Origin of the sequence: Pseudomonas bharatica (assembly GCF_048586865.1) — a bacterium.
GTDB lineage: Bacteria > Pseudomonadota > Gammaproteobacteria > Pseudomonadales > Pseudomonadaceae > Aquipseudomonas > Aquipseudomonas bharatica.
The window spans coordinates 33,611-50,971 of the sequence record NZ_JBMAWR010000028.1; the positions used below are offsets into that span (position 1 = coordinate 33,611).

General features: G+C 63.2%; 17 protein-coding genes. 9 read left to right on the top strand and 8 right to left on the bottom strand.

Annotated features, from left to right (window positions below; genetic code table 11):
• Nucleotides 1–55 precede the first annotated feature (55 nt).
• The gene (locus ACKLLE_RS23745) at nt 56–1,300 is read left to right on the top strand and encodes a lipoprotein-releasing ABC transporter permease subunit (RefSeq protein ID WP_064303179.1); all 1,245 of its coding nucleotides are present in this window, start codon (nt 56–58) and stop codon (nt 1,298–1,300) included.
• A 6-nt stretch (nt 1,301–1,306) separates the two neighbouring features.
• On the opposite strand, the gene ACKLLE_RS23750 is transcribed toward ACKLLE_RS23745, so the two are convergent.
• Nucleotides 1,307–2,650, bottom strand: coding sequence for a heavy metal sensor histidine kinase (locus ACKLLE_RS23750; protein ID WP_420059266.1), 1,344 nt, complete (start codon nt 2,648–2,650; stop codon nt 1,307–1,309).
• Nucleotides 2,647–3,327, bottom strand: a complete 681-nt coding sequence (locus tag ACKLLE_RS23755; protein ID WP_009394771.1) for a heavy metal response regulator transcription factor — start codon at nt 3,325–3,327, stop codon at nt 2,647–2,649. Before ACKLLE_RS23755 ends, ACKLLE_RS23750 begins: the two co-directional genes overlap by 4 nt.
• Before the next feature lie 150 nt (nt 3,328–3,477).
• On the opposite strand from ACKLLE_RS23755, the gene ACKLLE_RS23760 reads away from it, so the two are divergent.
• A complete protein-coding gene (locus ACKLLE_RS23760) occupies nt 3,478–3,963 on the top strand; it encodes a cupredoxin domain-containing protein (RefSeq protein WP_420059232.1) in 486 nt (161 codons plus the stop codon).
• Between the two features lie 57 nt (nt 3,964–4,020).
• Nucleotides 4,021–4,851, top strand: a complete 831-nt coding sequence (queF, locus tag ACKLLE_RS23765) for an NADPH-dependent 7-cyano-7-deazaguanine reductase QueF (RefSeq protein ID WP_420059233.1) — start codon at nt 4,021–4,023, stop codon at nt 4,849–4,851.
• Nucleotides 4,852–4,973: 122 nt separating this feature from the next.
• On the opposite strand, the gene ACKLLE_RS23770 is transcribed toward queF, so the two are convergent.
• Together ACKLLE_RS23770 and ACKLLE_RS23775 are read right to left on the bottom strand one after the other, a co-directional pair.
• Nucleotides 4,974–5,237: a DUF4404 family protein gene (locus ACKLLE_RS23770; protein WP_009394774.1), complete on the bottom strand. Its 264-nt coding sequence runs from the start codon at nt 5,235–5,237 to the stop codon at nt 4,974–4,976.
• A gap of 110 nt (nt 5,238–5,347) precedes the next feature.
• Nucleotides 5,348–5,938: an HAD superfamily inactivated hydrolase PcrP gene (locus ACKLLE_RS23775; RefSeq protein WP_420059234.1), complete on the bottom strand. Its 591-nt coding sequence runs from the start codon at nt 5,936–5,938 to the stop codon at nt 5,348–5,350.
• Between the two features lie 174 nt (nt 5,939–6,112).
• On the opposite strand from ACKLLE_RS23775, the gene ACKLLE_RS23780 reads away from it, so the two are divergent.
• From ACKLLE_RS23780 to rssC, 3 genes are all read left to right on the top strand, one after another.
• Nucleotides 6,113–6,817 carry an MlaA family lipoprotein gene (locus tag ACKLLE_RS23780; protein ID WP_064303174.1) on the top strand — a complete coding sequence of 235 codons (705 nt, stop codon included), beginning with the start codon at nt 6,113–6,115 and terminating at the stop codon, nt 6,815–6,817.
• A gap of 378 nt (nt 6,818–7,195) precedes the next feature.
• The gene (gene rssB, locus ACKLLE_RS23785) at nt 7,196–8,380 is read left to right on the top strand and encodes a two-component system response regulator RssB (RefSeq protein ID WP_420059235.1); all 1,185 of its coding nucleotides are present in this window, start codon (nt 7,196–7,198) and stop codon (nt 8,378–8,380) included.
• A complete protein-coding gene (gene rssC, locus ACKLLE_RS23790) occupies nt 8,377–8,859 on the top strand; it encodes an anti-sigma factor antagonist RssC (protein ID WP_420059236.1) in 483 nt (160 codons plus the stop codon). Before rssB ends, rssC begins: the two co-directional genes overlap by 4 nt.
• Before the next feature lie 92 nt (nt 8,860–8,951).
• Here the strand turns inward: rssC and ACKLLE_RS23795 are convergent, their stop codons facing one another.
• The 3 genes from ACKLLE_RS23795 to dusA form a co-directional block, all read right to left on the bottom strand.
• Nucleotides 8,952–10,847 carry an alkaline phosphatase D family protein gene (locus ACKLLE_RS23795; protein WP_420059237.1) on the bottom strand — a complete coding sequence of 632 codons (1,896 nt, stop codon included), beginning with the start codon at nt 10,845–10,847 and terminating at the stop codon, nt 8,952–8,954.
• An 84-nt stretch (nt 10,848–10,931) separates the two neighbouring features.
• Entirely contained in the window at nt 10,932–11,858 is a 927-nt protein-coding gene (tal, locus tag ACKLLE_RS23800; protein WP_064303171.1) for a transaldolase, read from the bottom strand.
• 119 nt (nt 11,859–11,977) lie between these two features.
• Nucleotides 11,978–12,988 (bottom strand): tRNA dihydrouridine(20/20a) synthase DusA, encoded by a 1,011-nt coding sequence (gene dusA / locus ACKLLE_RS23805; RefSeq protein ID WP_420059238.1) that lies wholly within the window; start codon nt 12,986–12,988, stop codon nt 11,978–11,980.
• Nucleotides 12,989–13,213: 225 nt separating this feature from the next.
• Between dusA and ACKLLE_RS23810 the strand changes: the two genes are divergently transcribed.
• Together ACKLLE_RS23810 and ACKLLE_RS23815 are read left to right on the top strand one after the other, a co-directional pair.
• The gene (locus tag ACKLLE_RS23810) at nt 13,214–14,242 is read left to right on the top strand and encodes a Fic family protein (protein ID WP_420059239.1); all 1,029 of its coding nucleotides are present in this window, start codon (nt 13,214–13,216) and stop codon (nt 14,240–14,242) included.
• 49 nt (nt 14,243–14,291) lie between these two features.
• Complete coding sequence (locus ACKLLE_RS23815) at nt 14,292–15,995, top strand: diguanylate cyclase (RefSeq protein ID WP_420059240.1); 1,704 nt, start codon at nt 14,292–14,294, stop codon at nt 15,993–15,995.
• Nucleotides 15,996–16,013: 18 nt separating this feature from the next.
• Here the strand turns inward: ACKLLE_RS23815 and ACKLLE_RS23820 are convergent, their stop codons facing one another.
• Nucleotides 16,014–16,247 carry a DUF362 domain-containing protein gene (locus tag ACKLLE_RS23820; protein ID WP_420059241.1) on the bottom strand — a complete coding sequence of 78 codons (234 nt, stop codon included), beginning with the start codon at nt 16,245–16,247 and terminating at the stop codon, nt 16,014–16,016.
• 153 nt (nt 16,248–16,400) lie between these two features.
• Here ACKLLE_RS23820 and ACKLLE_RS23825 point away from each other — a divergent pair, with 153 nt between their 5' ends.
• The gene (locus tag ACKLLE_RS23825) at nt 16,401–17,357 is read left to right on the top strand and encodes a DMT family transporter (RefSeq protein WP_420059242.1); all 957 of its coding nucleotides are present in this window, start codon (nt 16,401–16,403) and stop codon (nt 17,355–17,357) included.
• Nucleotides 17,358–17,361: the final 4 nt, after the last annotated feature.

A 17,361-nucleotide genomic window follows, 5' to 3' on the forward strand; every position in this document is an offset into this window, starting at 1 on the left:
GTCCGTGGCATAGCCGGACGCCCTGGTCGTTTTCCTTGCCTGGGTGCATCACTTCATGTTCAGACCCTTGTCCATTTTCATCGGCGCTCGCTACACCCGCGCCAAGCGCCGCAACCACTTCATCTCGTTCATTTCCATGACCTCGATGATCGGCCTGTCCCTGGGCGTGCTGGCGATGATCACCGTGCTCTCGGTGATGAACGGCTTCCAGCGCGAAATGAGCGCGCGCATTCTCGGCATGGTGCCCCACGCCATGATCATCGGCGCCAAGCCGCTGGATGACTGGCAGCCGGTGGCTGCGGCCGCCCTGAAGAATCCCGAGGTAGTCGCCGCGGTACCCTTCACCGAGATGGAAGGCATGCTGTCCTACAAGGGTTCGATGCAGCCGATCCAGGTCAGTGGCATCGACCCGGCCCAGGAAGGCAAGGTCTCGATCGTCACCCAACACATCGTCCAGGGCAGTCTTGAAGACCTGAAGCCGGGCGAATTCGGCGTGGTCGTCGGCGACATCACTGCGCGGCGCTTCCGTCTCAATGTCGGTGACAAGCTGACCCTGATCGTTCCGGAAGCGAGCAGCGAGCCGGGTGGCATCACGCCGCGCATGCAGCGCTTGAACGTGGTCGGCATCTTCAAGGTCGGTGCCGAACTGGACGGGTCCATGGCCATGATCCATATGGCCGATGCCGCGCAGATGCAGCGCTGGGAGCCGAACCAGGTGCAAAGCGTGCGCCTGAAGATCAAGGACCTGTACGCCGCGCCGGCGGTTTCCGGCGCCATCGCCGGCAGCCTCGGCGACGGCTATCGTGCCGACGACTGGACCCACACCCAGGGCAGCCTGTTCAGCGCGATGAAGATGGAAAAGACCATGATCGGCCTGTTGCTGCTGATGATCATCGCGGTGGCGGCCTTCAACATCATCGCCACCCTGATCATGGTGGTGAACGACAAGGGGGCCGACATTGCGATCCTGCGCACCATCGGTGCCACACCGGGACAGATCATGGGCACCTTCATGGTCCAGGGCAGCCTGATCGGTGTGGTCGGCACCCTGATCGGCGGCGTGCTGGGCGTGGCCCTGGCACTGAACGTCAGCGACGTGGTGGGCTGGATCGAGCGCGTCAGCGGCCAGCACATCTTCACCTCCGACGTGTACTTCATCAGTTCGCTGCCGTCGGAACTGCAATGGGGCGATGTGGTGCTGATCTGCAGTGCCGGCCTGGTGATGAGCTTCCTCGCCACCATTTATCCGGCCTGGCGTGCCTCGCAGGTCGAGCCGGCGATGGCGCTGCGCTACGAATAAGCCTGCTCAGGCGGCGGGCAGCTCGATGATGAATCGGGTCCAGCCCGCCGCCGATTCGGCGCGAATGCTGCCGCCATGGGCGCGGACGATGGATTGGGTAATGGCCAGGCCCAGCCCGGCATGCTCGCTGCTGCCGGCCCGGCGTGCCGGATCGGCGCGGTAGAAACGGTCGAACAGGCGCGGCAACAGCGCCGCGTCGATTGGCTCGCCGCGATTGGCGACTTCCAGGTGAATCCCGCCGTCGCATTCTTCGATACTGATCCTGATCTCTCCATCGCCGGGGGTGAAGCGCAGGGCATTGTCCAGCAGGTTGGACAGGGCGCGCCGCAGCATATGCCGGTCGCCGGCCAGGATCGCTTCTCCCGTGCGGCTCAAGCCAACCCCGGTGTCCTCGGCCAGCGCGCCGTAATACTCCAGCAACGCATCCGCTTCCCCGTGCAGCGCCAGCGGCTCGCGATTGGGCATCAGCAGGCCGTGGTCGGCCTTGGCCAGGTACAGCATGTCGTTGACCATCTGCGCCATCCGTTGCAGCTCTTCCAGGTTGCCGTGCAGGGCTTCCCGGTATTCGTCCAGGCTGCGCGGGCGGGTCAGGGTGACCTGGGTGTGGGTCAACAGGTTGGACAGCGGCGTGCGCAGCTCATGGGCGATATCTGCGGAGAAGGCTGAAAGGCGCTGGAAGGCGTCGTCCAGGCGTTCGAGCATGGCGTTCATGGTGCCGGCCAGCTCCGCCAGTTCCACGGGCATTTGCTCGACCGGAAGGCGCGTGGTCAGCGAGCGTGCGGACACGCTGGCGGCCACTTCGCCCATCCGGCGCAAGGGGCGCAGGCCGCTGCGCGCGGCCCAGGCGCCGAGCAGCGCAGTGGCCAGGGCGCTGAGGCCGACGGTCAGCCAGATCAGGTGCTGCATGCGCTGCAGGAAATGCTGGTGGTGGGTGATATCGAGGTACAGGGTCAGTCGGGCATCCGGCAATTGCACGTCGAGGCTGCGGTAATCGCTGTGGTCGGCGTGCAGGGTAGCGAGGCCTGGCGTGCCCGGGCTGTCGGGCAGGTTGCTGCGGCTGGCGAACCACAGGCTGCCGTCCGGGCCTTGCAGGCGCAGGGCGAGATCCGCCTGGTGAGCCAGTTCTTCCTTCAGCCCGGGAAGCCGGGATTCGAGGGAGGCAGGGCTGTCGACACCTTCAAGGATCCGTTGCAGCACTGGCAGGCGGCTGTTCAGCAATTGCTGGTCCAGCTCGACGAAATGCGCCTCGCTGGCGCGGCTGAACAGTATGCCCGCCAACAACGAAACCACCGCCGTGCAGGCAGCGAACAGCAGGGCCAGGCGTGCGCCGAGGGACAGGCGGGGCATCAGGCTCGACGCTCTTCCAGCACATAACCCATGCCGCGCACCGTATGGATCAGCTTGTTCTCGTGGGCGTCGTCGATTTTCAGGCGCAGACGGCGGATCGCCACTTCGATGACGTTGGTGTCGCTGTCGAAATTCATGTCCCAGACCTGCGAGGCGATCAGCGACTTGGGCAGCACTTCGCCCTGGCGGCGCAGGAGCAGTTCGAGCAGGGCGAATTCCTTGGCGGTCAGGTCCAGGCGCTGGCCGGCGCGTTCAACGCGACGGCGGATCAGGTCCAGGCGCAGGTCGGCCAGGCCGAGGGTGGTTTCCTGCGCCGGATTGCTGCCGCGGCGCAGCAGGGTGCGGACCCGGGCCAGCAGCTCGGAAAAGGCAAACGGCTTGACCAGGTAATCGTCGGCACCCAGTTCCAGGCCGTGGACGCGGTCCTCGACGGCATCCCGGGCGGTGAGGAACAACACCGGCACGCTGTGGCCGGCGTCGCGCACCGCCTGGAGAATCTGCCAGCCGTCGCGGCCAGGCAGCATTACGTCAAGAATCAGCAGATCGTAGTCGCCGGTCAGGGCCATGAACTGGCCGGTTTCACCGTCGCTGGCCAGTTCTGTGCTGAACCCGGCCTCGCTGAGGCCCTGGCGCAGGTACTGGCCGGTCTTGGCCTGGTCTTCGACGATCAGCAGTTTCATTGGGGGACTCGGCTCGGGATGACGGTGACGTTATACCTGTCCGGCGAAGGAGCAGGGCGAAGCTGACAAAGTTGTAATCTTTTCGTCAGGTCGATGCCAGCGCGGTTTTTGCACCATGGCCCCCTGAACCGATTGCAACGAGGTACCCCGATGAAACGCGCACTGACCACCGTCCTGTTTACCTTGCTCAGCCTGCCGGCCCTGGCGGCACCGGACCAGGGGTTCGCCTTCGGCCAGCCAGCCCCGGCGGCCAAGGCGACCCGGACCGTCGAGGTGACCCTGGGAGACATGTACTTCGAGCCGCGTACCCTGGAGGTCAAGGCCGGCGAAACCGTGCGTTTCGTGGTGATCAACAAAGGGCAGGTGGCTCATGAGTTCAACCTCGGCGATGCGGCGATGCATGCGGCGCACCAGAAGGAAATGCTCGCCATGGCGCAGATGGATCACTCGAAAATGGGCCACGGCGATATGAACCACGGCATGCAGCACGACGACCCCAACACGGTTCTGGTCCAGCCCGGACAACGGGGGGAACTGACCTGGACGTTCAGCAATTCCGCGCCCATCGAGTTCGCTTGCAATGTGCCTGGCCACTATCAGGCGGGGATGGTCGGCACGCTGAATATCGCCCGGTGAGCCATCCATGGCTCAAACCCGATAAACTACGACAATTTCGTCCTTCAGGTTTGAGCCATGCACCCCGCTGCAGAACACTCCCCGCTGGGTAAATCCAGCGAATACGTCTCCACCTACACCCCGTCCCTGCTGTTTCCCATCCCGCGCCTGGCGAAGTGGGCGGAGCTGGGCGTCAGCGGTGACAACCTGCCGTGGCAGGGCGTCGACTTCTGGAACTGCTTCGAGCTGTCCTGGCTGCTGCCTTCGGGCAAGCCGGTGGTGGCGATCGGCGAGTTCGCCATTCCTGCCGACTCGCCGAACATCATCGAGTCCAAGTCGTTCAAGTTGTATCTCAACTCGTTGAACCAGACGCCATTCGACTCCACCGAGGCGTTGCAGGCGTGCCTGGTGAAAGACCTCAGTGCCGCCGCCGGCAAGCCTGTGGGCGTGCGCATCCGCAGCCTGGGTGAAGTGTCTGGGGAGGGCGTAACGAGCCTGCCGGGGCAGTGCATCGACGATCTTGATGTCAGCATCAGCAACTATGAGCAGCCGCAGCCGGAACTGCTGCGCTGCAACCGGGACAAGCCGGTCGAGCAGGTACTGCACAGCCATTTGCTGAAATCCAACTGCCCGGTCACCGGCCAGCCGGACTGGGGCAGCGTGGTGGTGGACTATCGTGGGCCGGAGCTGGATGCCGCGAGTCTGCTGAGCTATCTGGTCAGCTTCCGCCAGCACGCGGACTTCCATGAGCAATGCGTGGAGCGGATCTGGCTGGACCTCAAGCGCCTGCTCGATCCCGAGCACCTGACCGTGTACGCGCGCTATGTGCGGCGTGGCGGGCTGGATATCAATCCGTACCGGAGCATGGGGCCGGTCGAGGTGGATAACCGGCGGTTGGTGCGGCAGTAATCTGTAAAGCTCCGCGAACCCTGTGGGAGCGGGTTTACCCGCGATTACGGTAGTGGATTCACCGACGCAATCGCGGGTGAACCCGCTCCCACAGGGGCCGCAGCGTTCTCTTGATCAGTGTTTCAGATTCCCATGCTCTGCAAGCTTTGCACGATATTGCGCAGGGTCGCCGTCAGCCCCGGGTGATCCACCTCGAAGCGCTCCACCGCCAGGTTCACACCGTCCACCAGGTTGTTGTCCTGGGTCGCGGCCTCGAGCTTGATCTGGGCATCGATCTGCTGCATCAGTTCATGCAGGTGGAGGCGCTCTTCTTCCGAGAGCGGCGGATCCTGCTCCAGTTGCTGGCGCAGGGTGTCGAGCTGGTGTTGCAGATCGCTGTTGGACATGGCGATTTCCCTTCTATCAATAGGCACAGCCATGGACCGTCGACACTGGCGAAAGGTCCATGCGACGTTTGACAGATTAATCCACGCCGCCCCGCTTTGCATGATCCGGATCAGGGCTTCTCGCCCTTGATCCGGCGCTGGCCGATATCCGCCAGGCAGTCCGCCAGTTCCTGCAGATGGTCGATCACCGAGTGGACGCCAAGCCCGAACAATTGCAGGGTGGCCTGGCCGCGCCTGTGCTCGCGCTGCTTGTCGTCCAGCGCCTGCCATTGTTCCTGCGACAGGCCGCACAGCGGCCCGCAGGCGGCCAGGCCGATGGTCCACAGGCCGGCATTGAGGCCGGCCTGGAGCAGGCGCGGATCACCACTGACCAGCACGCAGCCGTCGAGCCGGGCGACGTCGATCTGCATCAGCGCTTTCCAGCACGCATCCGGGGCCGGCCATGGCCTGGCATCGCCATGGTGGACCGGGTGCAACCAGCCGGGCAGGGCATGGCTGAGGTGCTTGCCGTGCTCGGCGGCGACATCATCGAGCCAGGCGCAGGGCACTTGGTGCCGATGCAGCCAGGCAAGTGCGTCGAGCGCGCCGGGCGTGGGCCGGGCCGCAACCGTCCCGGCCGCGTCCAGGCCGGTCCCGCCGAAATCGACCAGGCAGCCACGTAGTCCGAACAACAGCGCAGTGAAGGCGGGAGCATGAGGCATGGCAACATCCTTGAAATAGCCGGGACCTTACCGATCGCGGATGACGATTTGGTGACGGGCCGGTCAAGCCGGTGGCGTCAACTATTTGCGACGCGGCCTTCGCCAGGCTTTATACTTGTTTACTTTGGCGCGGAGCCCGGCGGCTCCGTTCGACCTTCATCCAGGAGAATTGCTATGCGTGGGATCGGTACGGGAGTGCTCGATCGTTTGTTCCGGGCCAGTGTCTGCGCGACCGCGCTGCTGGCGCCGCTGGCGGCCCAGGCGGCTACCGAGGAGGACCCTTGGGAAAGCGTCAACCGGCCCATCTTCCGTTTCAACGACACGGTCGATACCTATGCGCTGAAACCCCTTGCCCAGGGCTACCGCTACATCACCCCGCAATTCCTCGAGGATGGCATCCACAACATCTTCCGCAACCTGGGCGACGTGACCAACCTGGCCAACAACATCCTCCAGCTCAAGCCCCATGCGGCGGGCGTGGATACCGCGCGGCTGATCGTCAACACCACCTTCGGCCTCGGTGGCTTCTTCGATGTCGGCACCAAGATGGGCCTGCAGCGCAACGACGAAGACTTCGGCCAGACCCTCGGCTACTGGGGCGTCGGTAGCGGGCCCTACGTGATGCTGCCGCTGCTCGGCCCGAGCACGGTGCGCGATGCCCTGGCCAAGTACCCGGACACCTACACCGAGCCCTACCAGTACATCGACCACGTCCCGACCCGCAACACCATCCGCGCGGTCGATGTGGTGGATACCCGGGCCAGCCTGCTGCAGGCCGAGAAGATGATCCAGGGCGACAAATACATCTTCATTCGCAACGCCTACCTGCAGAACCGCGAGTTCAAGGTCAAGGATGGTCAGGTCGAAGACGATTTCTGATTTGTTGCCAAATGCAAAAAAAAACGCGGGCTGCGGGTTGATGCCTTCCAGCCAGTATTTCGGGGCCGCTATGCGGCCCCGAATCGTTCGGATGACAAATATTGCATGCGGTCATCCTTCCATTGGGTTGCCACAAAACGGTTTTTTATAACCACCGGTGATTTGCCCGCCATGCCCCGTCGCAAGCGCACTGCTGTACGCTTGAAACGCCTGACGGATGGGAGTACCGTCTGCGCCTTACAGGGCACCTCTGCCTGTTGCCGGTCAGGCGTTCCGACCGCAACCCGTAAACGCAGAGAGGCTAGAAGAGAATCCAGTACGTGAGCTCCAGCCTGTCGAGCCACCTACGCCAACCTATTTCTGGCGCCGTTTGCCCACATGCAGAAAACCAGTGCAACGCTGCTGATAATCGATGACGACGACGTGGTGCGCGAGAGTCTCGCCGCCTATCTGGAAGACAGCGGTTTCAGTGTCCTGCAGGCGAGCAATGGCCAGCAGGCTCTCGAAGTGTTCGAACAGGATCGGCCCGACCTTGTGATCTGCGATTTGCGCATGCCGCAAATGGGCGGTCTCGAGCTGATCCGCCAGGTCACCGAGCGCGCGCCCGACCTGCCGGTGATCGTGGTTTCCGGTGCCGGGGTGATGAACGATGCCGTCGAAGCCCTGCGTCTCGGTGCTGCCGACTACCTGATCAAGCCCCTGGAAGACCTCGCCGTGCTCGAGCACTCGGTGCGCCGTGCCCTCGACCGCGCGCGCCTGGTGCTGGAAAACCAGCGCTACCGTGACAAGCTCGAAGCTGCCAATCGCGAACTGGAAGCCAGCCTGCACCTGCTGCAGGAGGACCAGACCGCCGGACGCCAGGTGCAGATGAACATGCTCCCCGAAAACCCATGGCAGTGTGGCGGGTTCTCCTTCGAGCACCAGATCATTCCGTCGTTGTACCTGTCTGGCGATTTCACCGACTACTTCCGCGTCGACGAGCGGCGTATCGCCTTCTACCTGGCGGACGTTTCCGGACATGGCGCATCTTCGGCGTTCGTTACCGTATTGCTGAAGTTCATGACCACCCGGCTGCTGTTCGAATTCAAGCGTGCCGGTTCGCTGCGTGACTTCAAACCGTCGGAAGTGCTCAGCCACATCAACCGCGGCCTGATCAACTGCAAGCTGGGCAAGCACGTGACCATGGTCGGCGGTGTCATCGACGAAGAAACCGGTCTGCTGACCTACGCCATCGGTGGCCATCTGCCGCTGCCGGTGCTGTTCACCCCGGGGCAGGGCCGCTATCTCGAAGGGCGTGGCCTGCCGGTCGGTCTGTTCGACGAGGCGAGCTACCAGGACCATGTGCTGGAGCTGCCGGAGAAGTTCAGCCTGACCTTGCTTTCCGACGGCATTCTTGACCTTTTGCCCGGCGAGACACTCAAAGATAAAGAAGCGGCCCTGCCTGAGATCATCAGGGACGCGGGCGGCAGCCTGGATGGCCTGCGCCGACGATTCGAATTGGCTACGCTTGGGGAGATGCCGGATGATATCGCCCTATTGGTGTTGAGCAGGAACCTTCAATGAGTACCGGTAGAATCCAGTTCGCCGAACAGAACGGCACCTTTGTTCTGAAATTTGTCGGTGAAGTGCGCCTGACCCTGTGTTCGGCGCTGGATGCAACTATTGAGAAGATCTTCACCGCGCTGAATTTCTCGGCGATCGTCATCGATCTGACGGAAACCCAGAGCATCGACAGCACCACGCTCGGCCTGCTGGCCAAGCTGTCGATCCTGTCGCGGCAGAAGGTCGGCCTGCTGCCGACCGTGGTCACCACCCACGCCGACATCACCCGCCTATTGCAATCGATGGGCTTCGATCAGGTGTTCAACATCGTCGATCGCCCGATTCCCTGCCCGGAATGCCTGACCGACCTGCCGTCCCAGGATCAAGACGAGGAAGTGGTGCGCTCGAAGGTGCTGGAGGCGCACAAGATCCTCATGGGGTTGAATGACTCCAACCGGGATGCCTTCCATGACCTGGTGAGTGCGCTGGAGCGCAGCTAGCTCTCCAGGGCGTCATCGCTGGCAAGCCAGCTCCCACAGGTCCAGCGGTGTATGCGGTCACTGTGGGAGCTGGCTTGCCAGCGATGACGCCCTCAGTCTCGCCGCAAAAACTCGGTAGCCTCCGCGCCATCCGCATTCAGCTGATAGATCCGCTCCGGCTGCCCCGCCTCATTGAAGAACACCTGCCCCAGCCCCGCGCTGTTCCACAGCCGCTCCCCGGCCTCGCTATGGCTCGGCACCCGCGGCACCACCTCCATCGAGCGCCGCCGGGTAAACCAGTTCAGTGGCGAACGCGGTGAATACAGCCAGCGATTCAAGCGGTCGAACACCTCCAGCAAGCGCGCCGGAAAGCGGTTCTTGATGCCGCTGCTGGTGATCTGCCACAGGTGCGGACTGCGCTGGCGATGGCGAATCAGCACCTCGTAGACGAACGAATAATGCACGTCCCCGGACAGGATCACGTAATGCCCCGGTGTGCGTGAGTGGCGAAAGATGTTCAGGATGACCTGCGCCGCACCGCGGTGTGCCATCCAGTTTTCCGCGTCCACCAGCAGCGGGTAGCCGCACCAGCTGAATACCTTCTGCACCGTCTCGATCAGCTTCACCCCGAAGATCGGCGCCGGCGAGACGATGATTGCCGAGGGATGGTCGAGCAGGGCCTGTTGCAGCTCGCTCAGCGCTTCCCAGTCGAGCAGGCCCGAAGGCTTCTGCAGGTTGCTTTCGCTGCGCCAGCGCCGGGTGCGGGTGTCGAGCACCAGCAGGGGCGGGCTGGTCGGCAGGACGAAATGCCATGCGCTGAAACGCAGCAGGTCGTTGATCAGTTCGTCCTGCACCGGGCTGTCCAGGTGGCCATCAGCTCCGGTGCTGGCGAACAGCCCACGGCACTTGTCCAGCAGGTCGGCAAAGGCATCCGGATTGTTGCCCCAGCCCTGGCACAGCAGGTAGGCAAGCAGGGCGTTGCCGATGATTCGGCGGGAGAAGGGATGGCCATACGCGGTTTCCTCCCACTGAGCCGAGAGGTTCCAGTCATCGGTGACATCGTGGTCGTCGAAGATCATCAGGCTCGGCAAGTGCGCCAGCACCCGGGCGGCAGCACCCAGCCCGTCGACGAAGCCATCCAGGCACTGCTGTTCGGAGCGGTAACGGCTTGCTAGACGCGGTTCGAGGGGCGGCACCTGTGTCTCGATCAGCGTCCATGGCACCGGCGACCAGACCAGCAGGTACATGGCCAGCGTCTCGGCGAAGGTCACCAGATGGTTGTCGGCATTGCTGCTGGTGAAGATCGGCTTGCGTGTACCGCCGAAAAAACGCTCGCGCAGGGACTGGTTGCTTTTCAGCGCAGGCAGCAGGTCGCCCCGGTGGTAATAGCTGGCGGGATGGCTGTACAGCTCGGTACTGTCGCGGATCACTGCGCCATCCAGGCATTCCTCGAACAGGCCAAGGCGCTGGATCAGGGCATGGATGGCGCGCAGCATGGGCCCGGCGACGTCATCGGCATAGATCTGGTCGCCGCTCATCATCAGCAAGGCCGGGCGTTCATTGCCCTCATGGGCGGCGGCCAGCAGGCGATCGGCGCAGAGCAGGCCGTCGGCTGCGGGGTGGTGGGGCTTGCGGCACGAACCATGGAGCAATTGATCCAGGCGCGAGCGCACCACCAGGTCCGGACGCGTTGCGCCGGCATACAGCAGGTGTGGCGCCCATTCGGCTATGCCCTTGCCCTCGACCAGCAGGTCGTAGCCGATCCGCTTGTCGCACGGCAGTGGGATATCCAGCTGGACATCGATCAGGTGAACGAAGGCATGACGGCCTACCGGCAGGATCTGGCAGCGGGTTTCGTCCAGGGGCAAGCGCAGCGGTTCGGGGGTGTCGAGGTGCAGTTCGGCCTGCAACGGTCGCGAGGCGACCAGCCATAGCACCACGCGACGGTCTTCCAGGCGGCGCAGCAGCGGCCCGGCGAGTACCAGCGGCAATGACGGGGAATTGGACATCAGGACGGGCAATCGTCTGCCAGTAGTTGCGAAGGAGGCGGGACTTTCCCCGCTGTCGCCGCTACTGGCAAACCGATATTTGTATCAAGCTTTTGCAGAGAGCAGGGCTTCGAGTTTTTCCTGGTCACGGGCGAACTGGCGAATGCCTTCGGCGAGTTTCTCGGTGGCCATGGCATCTTCGTTGAACGCCCAGCGGAACTGGCTTTCGTTCAGCGTCTGGCGCGGTTCGCCGGCGGCACCCGGCGCCAGCTTGCGCTCCAGGTTGCCCTGGTCGTCGCTCAGCTGTTGCAGCAGCTCGGGGCTGATGGTCAGGCGGTCGCAGCCGGCCAGTTGCTCGATCTGGCCGATGTTGCGGAAGCTGGCGCCCATGACCACGGTGTCGTAGCCGTTGGCCTTGTAGTAGTTGTAGATGCGGGTCACCGACTGCACGCCGGGATCTTCCGCACCGACATACTCCTTCCCGGTGGACTTCTTGTACCAGTCGTAGATCCGCCCTACGAACGGCGAGATCAGGAAAACCCCGGCATCGGCGCAGGCGGCAGCCTGGGCGAAGGAGAACAGCAGGGTCAGGTTGGTCTGGATGCCTTCCTTCTCCAGGACTTCGGCAGCGCGGATACCTTCCCAGGTCGAGGCCAGCTTGATCAGCACGCGGTCGCGGCCAACGCCGGCCTGGTCGTACAGTTCGATCAGCGTGCGAGCCTTGCCCAACAGGGCGGGCTGGTCGAAGGACAGGCGCGCATCCACTTCAGTGGAAATGCGGCCTGGAATCGCTTTCAGGATGCCGCTGCCCACCGCCACCGCGAAGGCGTCGCAGGCCAGGTCGACATTGCCCTTGCTGCCGCGGATCGCCTGGTCGAGCAGGTCGGCGTAGCCGGGCATGGCGGCGGCCTTGAGCAGCAGGGAAGGGTTGGTGGTGGCATCGACCGGCTTGAGACGGCTGATCGCGTCGATATCGCCGGTATCGGCGACGACCGTGGTGAACTGCTTGAGTTGTTCCAGCTTGGAAGTCATGAGCGTGCTCTGTCCTGTGCGGTGCGACGACATTACCCGAGCGCCGCCAGCGGCTCAAGGGCCGGGCCGGCGGGGTTTCGGGAGGGTAAGTCTTCGAGTGCGGACGCGCCCGTGGGTTCCTAGTGGCCTTTTAGCAATTCTGCGGCTTGATCAAGCAATCCAAGTGGATCGTCGGTCTTGTGCACATCCACCGAAAGCAACTGGCGGAAGCGCCGGGCGCCCTTGAAACCCTGGGCCAGGCCGAGCACATGGCGGGTGACGTGGTGCATCGCTCCGCCGGCCGCCAGATGCGCGGCGATGTACGGCTTGAGCTGCTCCAGCGCTTCGGCGCGGGTGATGACGGGGGCGCTGCTGCCGAACAGTTGCTGGTCCACCTGGGCCAGCAGGTAGGGGTTGTGATACGCCTCGCGGCCCAGCATCACGCCGTCGAAGGTCTTCAGATGCTCGTGGCATTCCTCGAGCGTCTTGATGCCGCCGTTGAGGATGATTTCCAGGTCCGGAAAGTCGTGCTTCAACTGCGCTGCGATGTCGTAGCGCAGGGGCGGGATCTCGCGGTTTTCCTTGGGCGACAGGCCTTCGAGGATGGCGATCCGCGCATGCACGGTAAAGCTGCGGCAACCGGCATCGCGCACCTGGCCAACGAAATCGCACAGCTCGGCATAGCTGTCACGGCCATTGATGCCGATGCGGTGCTTGACCGTCACCGGAATCTGCACGGTATCGATCATCGCCTTCACGCAGTCGGCCACCAGCGCCGGATGGCCCATCAGGCAGGCGCCGATCATGTTGTTCTGCACCCGATCGCTGGGGCAGCCGACGTTCAGGTTCACCTCGTTGTAGCCGGCCACCTCGGCCAGCTTCGCACAGGCCGCCAGGTCCGCCGGCACGCTGCCACCCAATTGCAGGGCCAGCGGGTACTCCGCGGCGTCATGCCCGAGGAAGCGCGCGCTATCGCCATGAAGCAGCGCACCGGTGGTGACCATCTCGGTGTAGAGCAGCGCATGGCGCGAGAGCAGGCGCAGGAAGAACCGGCAGCGGCGATCGGTCCAGTCCATCATCGGCGCCACGCTGAAGCGGCGGGACAGGACAGCGGGCTCGGTGTGCGGTGTGGCGGTGGGTTCTGGGAGCATTTTTCGACTACGTGGTATGGGGGCTCGTCAGGGTTACTTCGGCTGGTGGGCGCAAAGGGCGGTGATCGAGAAAAGGGCGCCAGTTTACCAGTATGGGCGGGGGTTGGCTTGTCGGAGCGCTGGCCAGGAGAATGCCGGGTTGATTTCCCTCGGGCCGGCGTTAACCTTGAGCCCTCGAGATGATTCTTCAATCGGCCCTGTGGCCGTCGCCGGAGTGCCAGGCCGTTGAGCCGTTACCAGCCCCCTTTGACCCTGACCTCGCGCATGCTGGCCCTGACCGCCGAGATAGCCGAGCGCGTAGGGCGGTTGTGCGCCGTGCATGAGGACGCCCTGACCCCGCAACTGCGCCGGGGTAATCGCATCCGCACCATCCAGGCATCTCTCGCGATCGAGAACAACACCTTGAGCGTCGAGCAGGTGACTGCGGTGCTGGAAGGCAAGCGCGTGCTTGGCCTGCCACGGGAAATCCAGGAAGTGCGCAACGCCTTTTCGGCCTACGAGGCCATGCCTGGCTGGCATCCGGCCCGTCGCGATGATCTGTTGGCGGCCCATGCGTTATTGATGCACGGACTGATCGATGATGCCGGTCACTACCGAAAGGGCGGTGTCGGTATCTATCGAGGTGACCGTTTGCTGCATATGGCACCACCGGCCAGCCGTGTAGCGCAGTTGATGGACGATCTGCTGGATTGGCTGGAGCGCAGTGAGCTGCATCCGTTGATAGCCAGTTGCGTGTTCCATTACGAGTTCGAGTTCATTCACCCTTTCGCGGATGGCAACGGACGTATGGGGCGACTATGGCAGACATTGATCCTCAGCCAGTGGCGAGCGGTCCTCGCCTATCTGCCAGTGGAAAGCGTGATTCGTGAACAACAGGATGCTTACTACGAGGCTCTGGCCCTGTCGGATAAGGTTGCCGAGGCGACGCCTTTCGTTGAGTTCATGCTGGGCGCGCTGCGCGAAGCGTTGCTTGAGAGCGATACCACCGCACAAGTAACCGCACAAGTAACCGCACAAGTAACCGCACAAGTAACCGCACAAGTAAGCGAACAAGTAGAACGCCTGGTGGAAATTCTCCGGCCCGGGGAGGCATTGAAGGCCAGTGAACTGATGCAACGCCTGGGGCTGACTCATCGCCAGGCATTCAGCAATAGCTATCTCAAGCCAGCCTTGGCGGCCGGTGTGATCGAGATGCTGAATCCCGACTCTCCCCGCAGCCCGGCGCAAAAGTACCGTCGAACGTCCAGGGCATAGCCCGCGGCCCACCTATACTCACCGCTCCCAGTCCCCACCCGGAGCCCTCATGGAGCGGAGAAAGTCCGGTTTCATCGCCATCTTCCATCTTCTCCAGGCCCGTGCCCGGGGCAATCCGCGGCGTACGGTGCTGCTGTGCTTCGCGGCGCTGTTCCTGATCACCTTCGTCCTCGCCTGTCGGCAATACTGGTTGGTCGAGGCCCGGGAACTGGATCATCGCCGATACAACCTGCATCTGCAGGCAATCATGATGGAGACCGCGCTGGCCACCGACCGCAAGCAGATGCAGTTCCTGCGTTCAACGGCCGAGCGTACCTTGCTTGCTGCCCGGGACTCGCCGTCGCAACCGCTGCCGGACCTGACGACCAACGCCGTGGTTGGCATCGATATGCTGCCTGGGGATGCGCCTGTGCGAATCCTTGGCGACGCGCGCCTGCAGGCCATCGCAGGGTTGACCCGCAGCCCTGGGCAATTAGCCGAGGATCTGCGTCTGGCGAGGCAGATGAGCCGCATGCTGGCGGTGCTGTACCAGGGCGGAAACCAGCTGGATCATCTGGTCTACGTGGCCAGCTCCGGCGTACTGGTGGCCTATCCGCCGCTCGATGATCGCCTGGTGGAGCCGCTGCTGCGCCAGTTCGCCGCCTCGTCGTTGTACAGGACGCCGCAGACGCCCTCCGGTGAGTTCGACGTTCGTTTCAGCACGGCTCCCGGGCATTTCATCGACAAGGGGCCGCGGCTGCTGCTCGGTACGCCTTTGCTGGTAAACGGCCTGCCGCGCGGCGCGGTGATACTCGATGCGCCGCAGCAGCGGGTGCAGGAATATCTGCATCGCACCACGCCCGAGGGCGAACACCATGTCTTGCTGGATGATTCCGGTACGCTGATCGCCTCCAGCGAGCGCAATTTCGATGTCCGGCAGGACCTCACCGCTCTGTTTGGCGAGGCTGCCGATGCAGACACCGACCTGCGCGGTGCCGGGATGGTCGATTATGGCCGGGGGCCGGTGTTGTACCGCGAACTGGAGGGCACCCGGGCGCTGTTGTTGGCGCATATCCCATCGGCCGGTTTGCGCTGGGCGGTGATTTCCCAGTTCAGCACGCTATTCGTCTGCCTCTGGCTATCGCTTGGCGTGCTGCTGGTGATCACCCTGCTGATCGTCGATCGCCTGCTTCTCGGCCAGCTCGCCGTCAACGAGCGCCTGCGCGACCTCGGTCTGGTCGATCCGCTGACCCGCCTGGCCAACCGCCGCCGCCTGCAGACCGACTTCGACGGCCTGGCCCGACGCCTCAAACGCCAGCAGCCGATGGTCCTGCTGATGCTCGACATCGACAGGTTCAAGCTGATCAACGACAACTGGGGCCATTCCACCGGCGACGAAGTGCTCAAACACCTGGCGACCCTCTGCTCGGCGCTGGTACGCCCGCAGGACCTGATGGCCCGCTACGGTGGCGAGGAATTCTGCGTGCTGATGCCCGGCATCGCCATCGAACAGGCCAGTGTCATGGCCGAAACCTTGCGCGCGGCGGTGGCGCAGTCGGTGTGCCTGCCCAATCCGCAGACCATGCTCAGTACAGCGCCTTCGCCGGAAGTGCGCTTGACCATTTCGATTGGTGTCGCCGAGCTGTTGCAGGATGACTGCCATTCGCTGGAGGAACTGGTCGCCCGGGCGGACCGGCGCCTGTATGCGGCCAAGCAGAACGGGCGCAACCAGGTTGTGGCGGATGACGCATTAGTGGCGATGAGGCAAACTTGAGGCTCAGGTATCGATTGCCTATTTCGGTTTTAGCTTTGCACTCTCTGCCTTGTTGAATTTCAAGTCCGCTGCCGACGCAGAACTACCTTGGACGATGGCGTCGACTGGGCAGTGGCCAACACACTCCCCGCAATCGAGGCAGGCGACCGGATCGATGACAGCCCTGTCTTCTGCCAAGAAAATGCAGCTCACAGGGCATTCCGGTACACAGGATTGGCTGTATATACATTCTTCGGTCACAACATAAGCCATGGCAGCAGTCCTCGCTCAACGAGCCTGAGCCTTCATGCTAGTTTTTCCGCCGTCAGCGCAAACCTGACAGAAATGCCAGTTTTCAATATCGATTTGAAATCATCCTCGGGTTTGTCCAACCGAAGGGCAATATCATTGGTGCAGAGTTACCTGATGACCCCACTTCCCCGGATTCAGCGTTACATCGACAACGGCAGCCTGTTCGCAGTGATGGCTGCACTGGGCTTCAGCCTCAAGGCGATCTTCGTCAAGCTCGCCTACGCCGCCGGCACGGTGGACGCGATCACGCTGCTGGCCTTGCGCATGGCCCTTTCCCTGCCGCTGTTCCTCTGGCTGGTGTGGTCCAGCCGCCACCACGTCAATGCGCCACTGACCTGGGGTAGCGTGGGGCGGGTGATGTTGCTGGGGTTGTTCGGTTATTACCTGGCGAGCCTGTTCGATTTCTACGGTTTGCAATACATCAGCGCCGGGCTGGAACGGCTGATTCTCTTCCTCTACCCGACCCTGGTGCTGATCTTCCAGGCCGTGGCCCTTCGCGAGAAACCGACGTTGCGGGTACTGGCGGCGATGGGGCTGTGCTACTTCGGGCTGGGCATCGCCTTTGTGCATGACGTCAGTATGTCGGGGGGCGGCAACCAGGTGGTCATCGGTTCGCTGTGGGTGTTCGCCAGTGCCGTGACCTACGCCCTGTACTACTCCGGCACCGGGATGATGCTCAAAAGCATGAGTTCGATGCGCCTGGCCGGGCTGGCAGGGACGGCATCCTCGTTGATGGTGCTGGGGCATTATGCGCTGACCGCAGACTTCTCCCTGCTCGGGCAACTGCCCGCAGCGGTGTGGATCAACGCCTTGCTGATGGCGGTGTTCTCCACGGTATTGCCGATCTACTGGGTATCCCTGGCAATCCAGCGCATGGGCGCGACGCAGACTGCGGCCATAGGCAATCTCGGCCCGGTGCTGACGGTGTTCGCCTCGTGGGCGGTGTTGAGCGAGGAGATTTCGCTGTACCAGATTGTGGGGATGGGCCTGGTGTTGTTCGGGGTTTCGCGGTTGAAGCCTGGGAAGCCCAAGGTCGAGGCGGTGGTGGTCGGGAAGGATGTGGCTGCCTGAGGTT

Excerpts from the sequence above, each read along its gene's own strand:
- ACKLLE_RS23745 (WP_064303179.1), top strand. The coding sequence starts at position 56 with ATGTTCAGACCCTTGTCCATTTTCATCGGCGCTCGCTACACCCGCGCC.
- ACKLLE_RS23755 (WP_009394771.1), bottom strand. The coding sequence starts at position 3,327 with ATGAAACTGCTGATCGTCGAAGACCAGGCCAAGACCGGCCAGTACCTG.
- ACKLLE_RS23760 (WP_420059232.1), top strand. The coding sequence starts at position 3,478 with ATGAAACGCGCACTGACCACCGTCCTGTTTACCTTGCTCAGCCTGCCG.
- queF (WP_420059233.1), top strand. The coding sequence starts at position 4,021 with ATGCACCCCGCTGCAGAACACTCCCCGCTGGGTAAATCCAGCGAATAC.
- ACKLLE_RS23770 (WP_009394774.1), bottom strand. The coding sequence starts at position 5,237 with ATGTCCAACAGCGATCTGCAACACCAGCTCGACACCCTGCGCCAGCAA.
- ACKLLE_RS23775 (WP_420059234.1), bottom strand. The coding sequence starts at position 5,938 with ATGCCTCATGCTCCCGCCTTCACTGCGCTGTTGTTCGGACTACGTGGC.
- ACKLLE_RS23780 (WP_064303174.1), top strand. The coding sequence starts at position 6,113 with ATGCGTGGGATCGGTACGGGAGTGCTCGATCGTTTGTTCCGGGCCAGT.
- rssB (WP_420059235.1), top strand. The coding sequence starts at position 7,196 with ATGCAGAAAACCAGTGCAACGCTGCTGATAATCGATGACGACGACGTG.
- rssC (WP_420059236.1), top strand. The coding sequence starts at position 8,377 with ATGAGTACCGGTAGAATCCAGTTCGCCGAACAGAACGGCACCTTTGTT.
- ACKLLE_RS23795 (WP_420059237.1), bottom strand. The coding sequence starts at position 10,847 with ATGTCCAATTCCCCGTCATTGCCGCTGGTACTCGCCGGGCCGCTGCTG.
- tal (WP_064303171.1), bottom strand. The coding sequence starts at position 11,858 with ATGACTTCCAAGCTGGAACAACTCAAGCAGTTCACCACGGTCGTCGCC.
- dusA (WP_420059238.1), bottom strand. The coding sequence starts at position 12,988 with ATGCTCCCAGAACCCACCGCCACACCGCACACCGAGCCCGCTGTCCTG.
- ACKLLE_RS23815 (WP_420059240.1), top strand. The coding sequence starts at position 14,292 with ATGGAGCGGAGAAAGTCCGGTTTCATCGCCATCTTCCATCTTCTCCAG.
- ACKLLE_RS23820 (WP_420059241.1), bottom strand. The coding sequence starts at position 16,247 with ATGGCTTATGTTGTGACCGAAGAATGTATATACAGCCAATCCTGTGTA.
- ACKLLE_RS23825 (WP_420059242.1), top strand. The coding sequence starts at position 16,401 with ATGACCCCACTTCCCCGGATTCAGCGTTACATCGACAACGGCAGCCTG.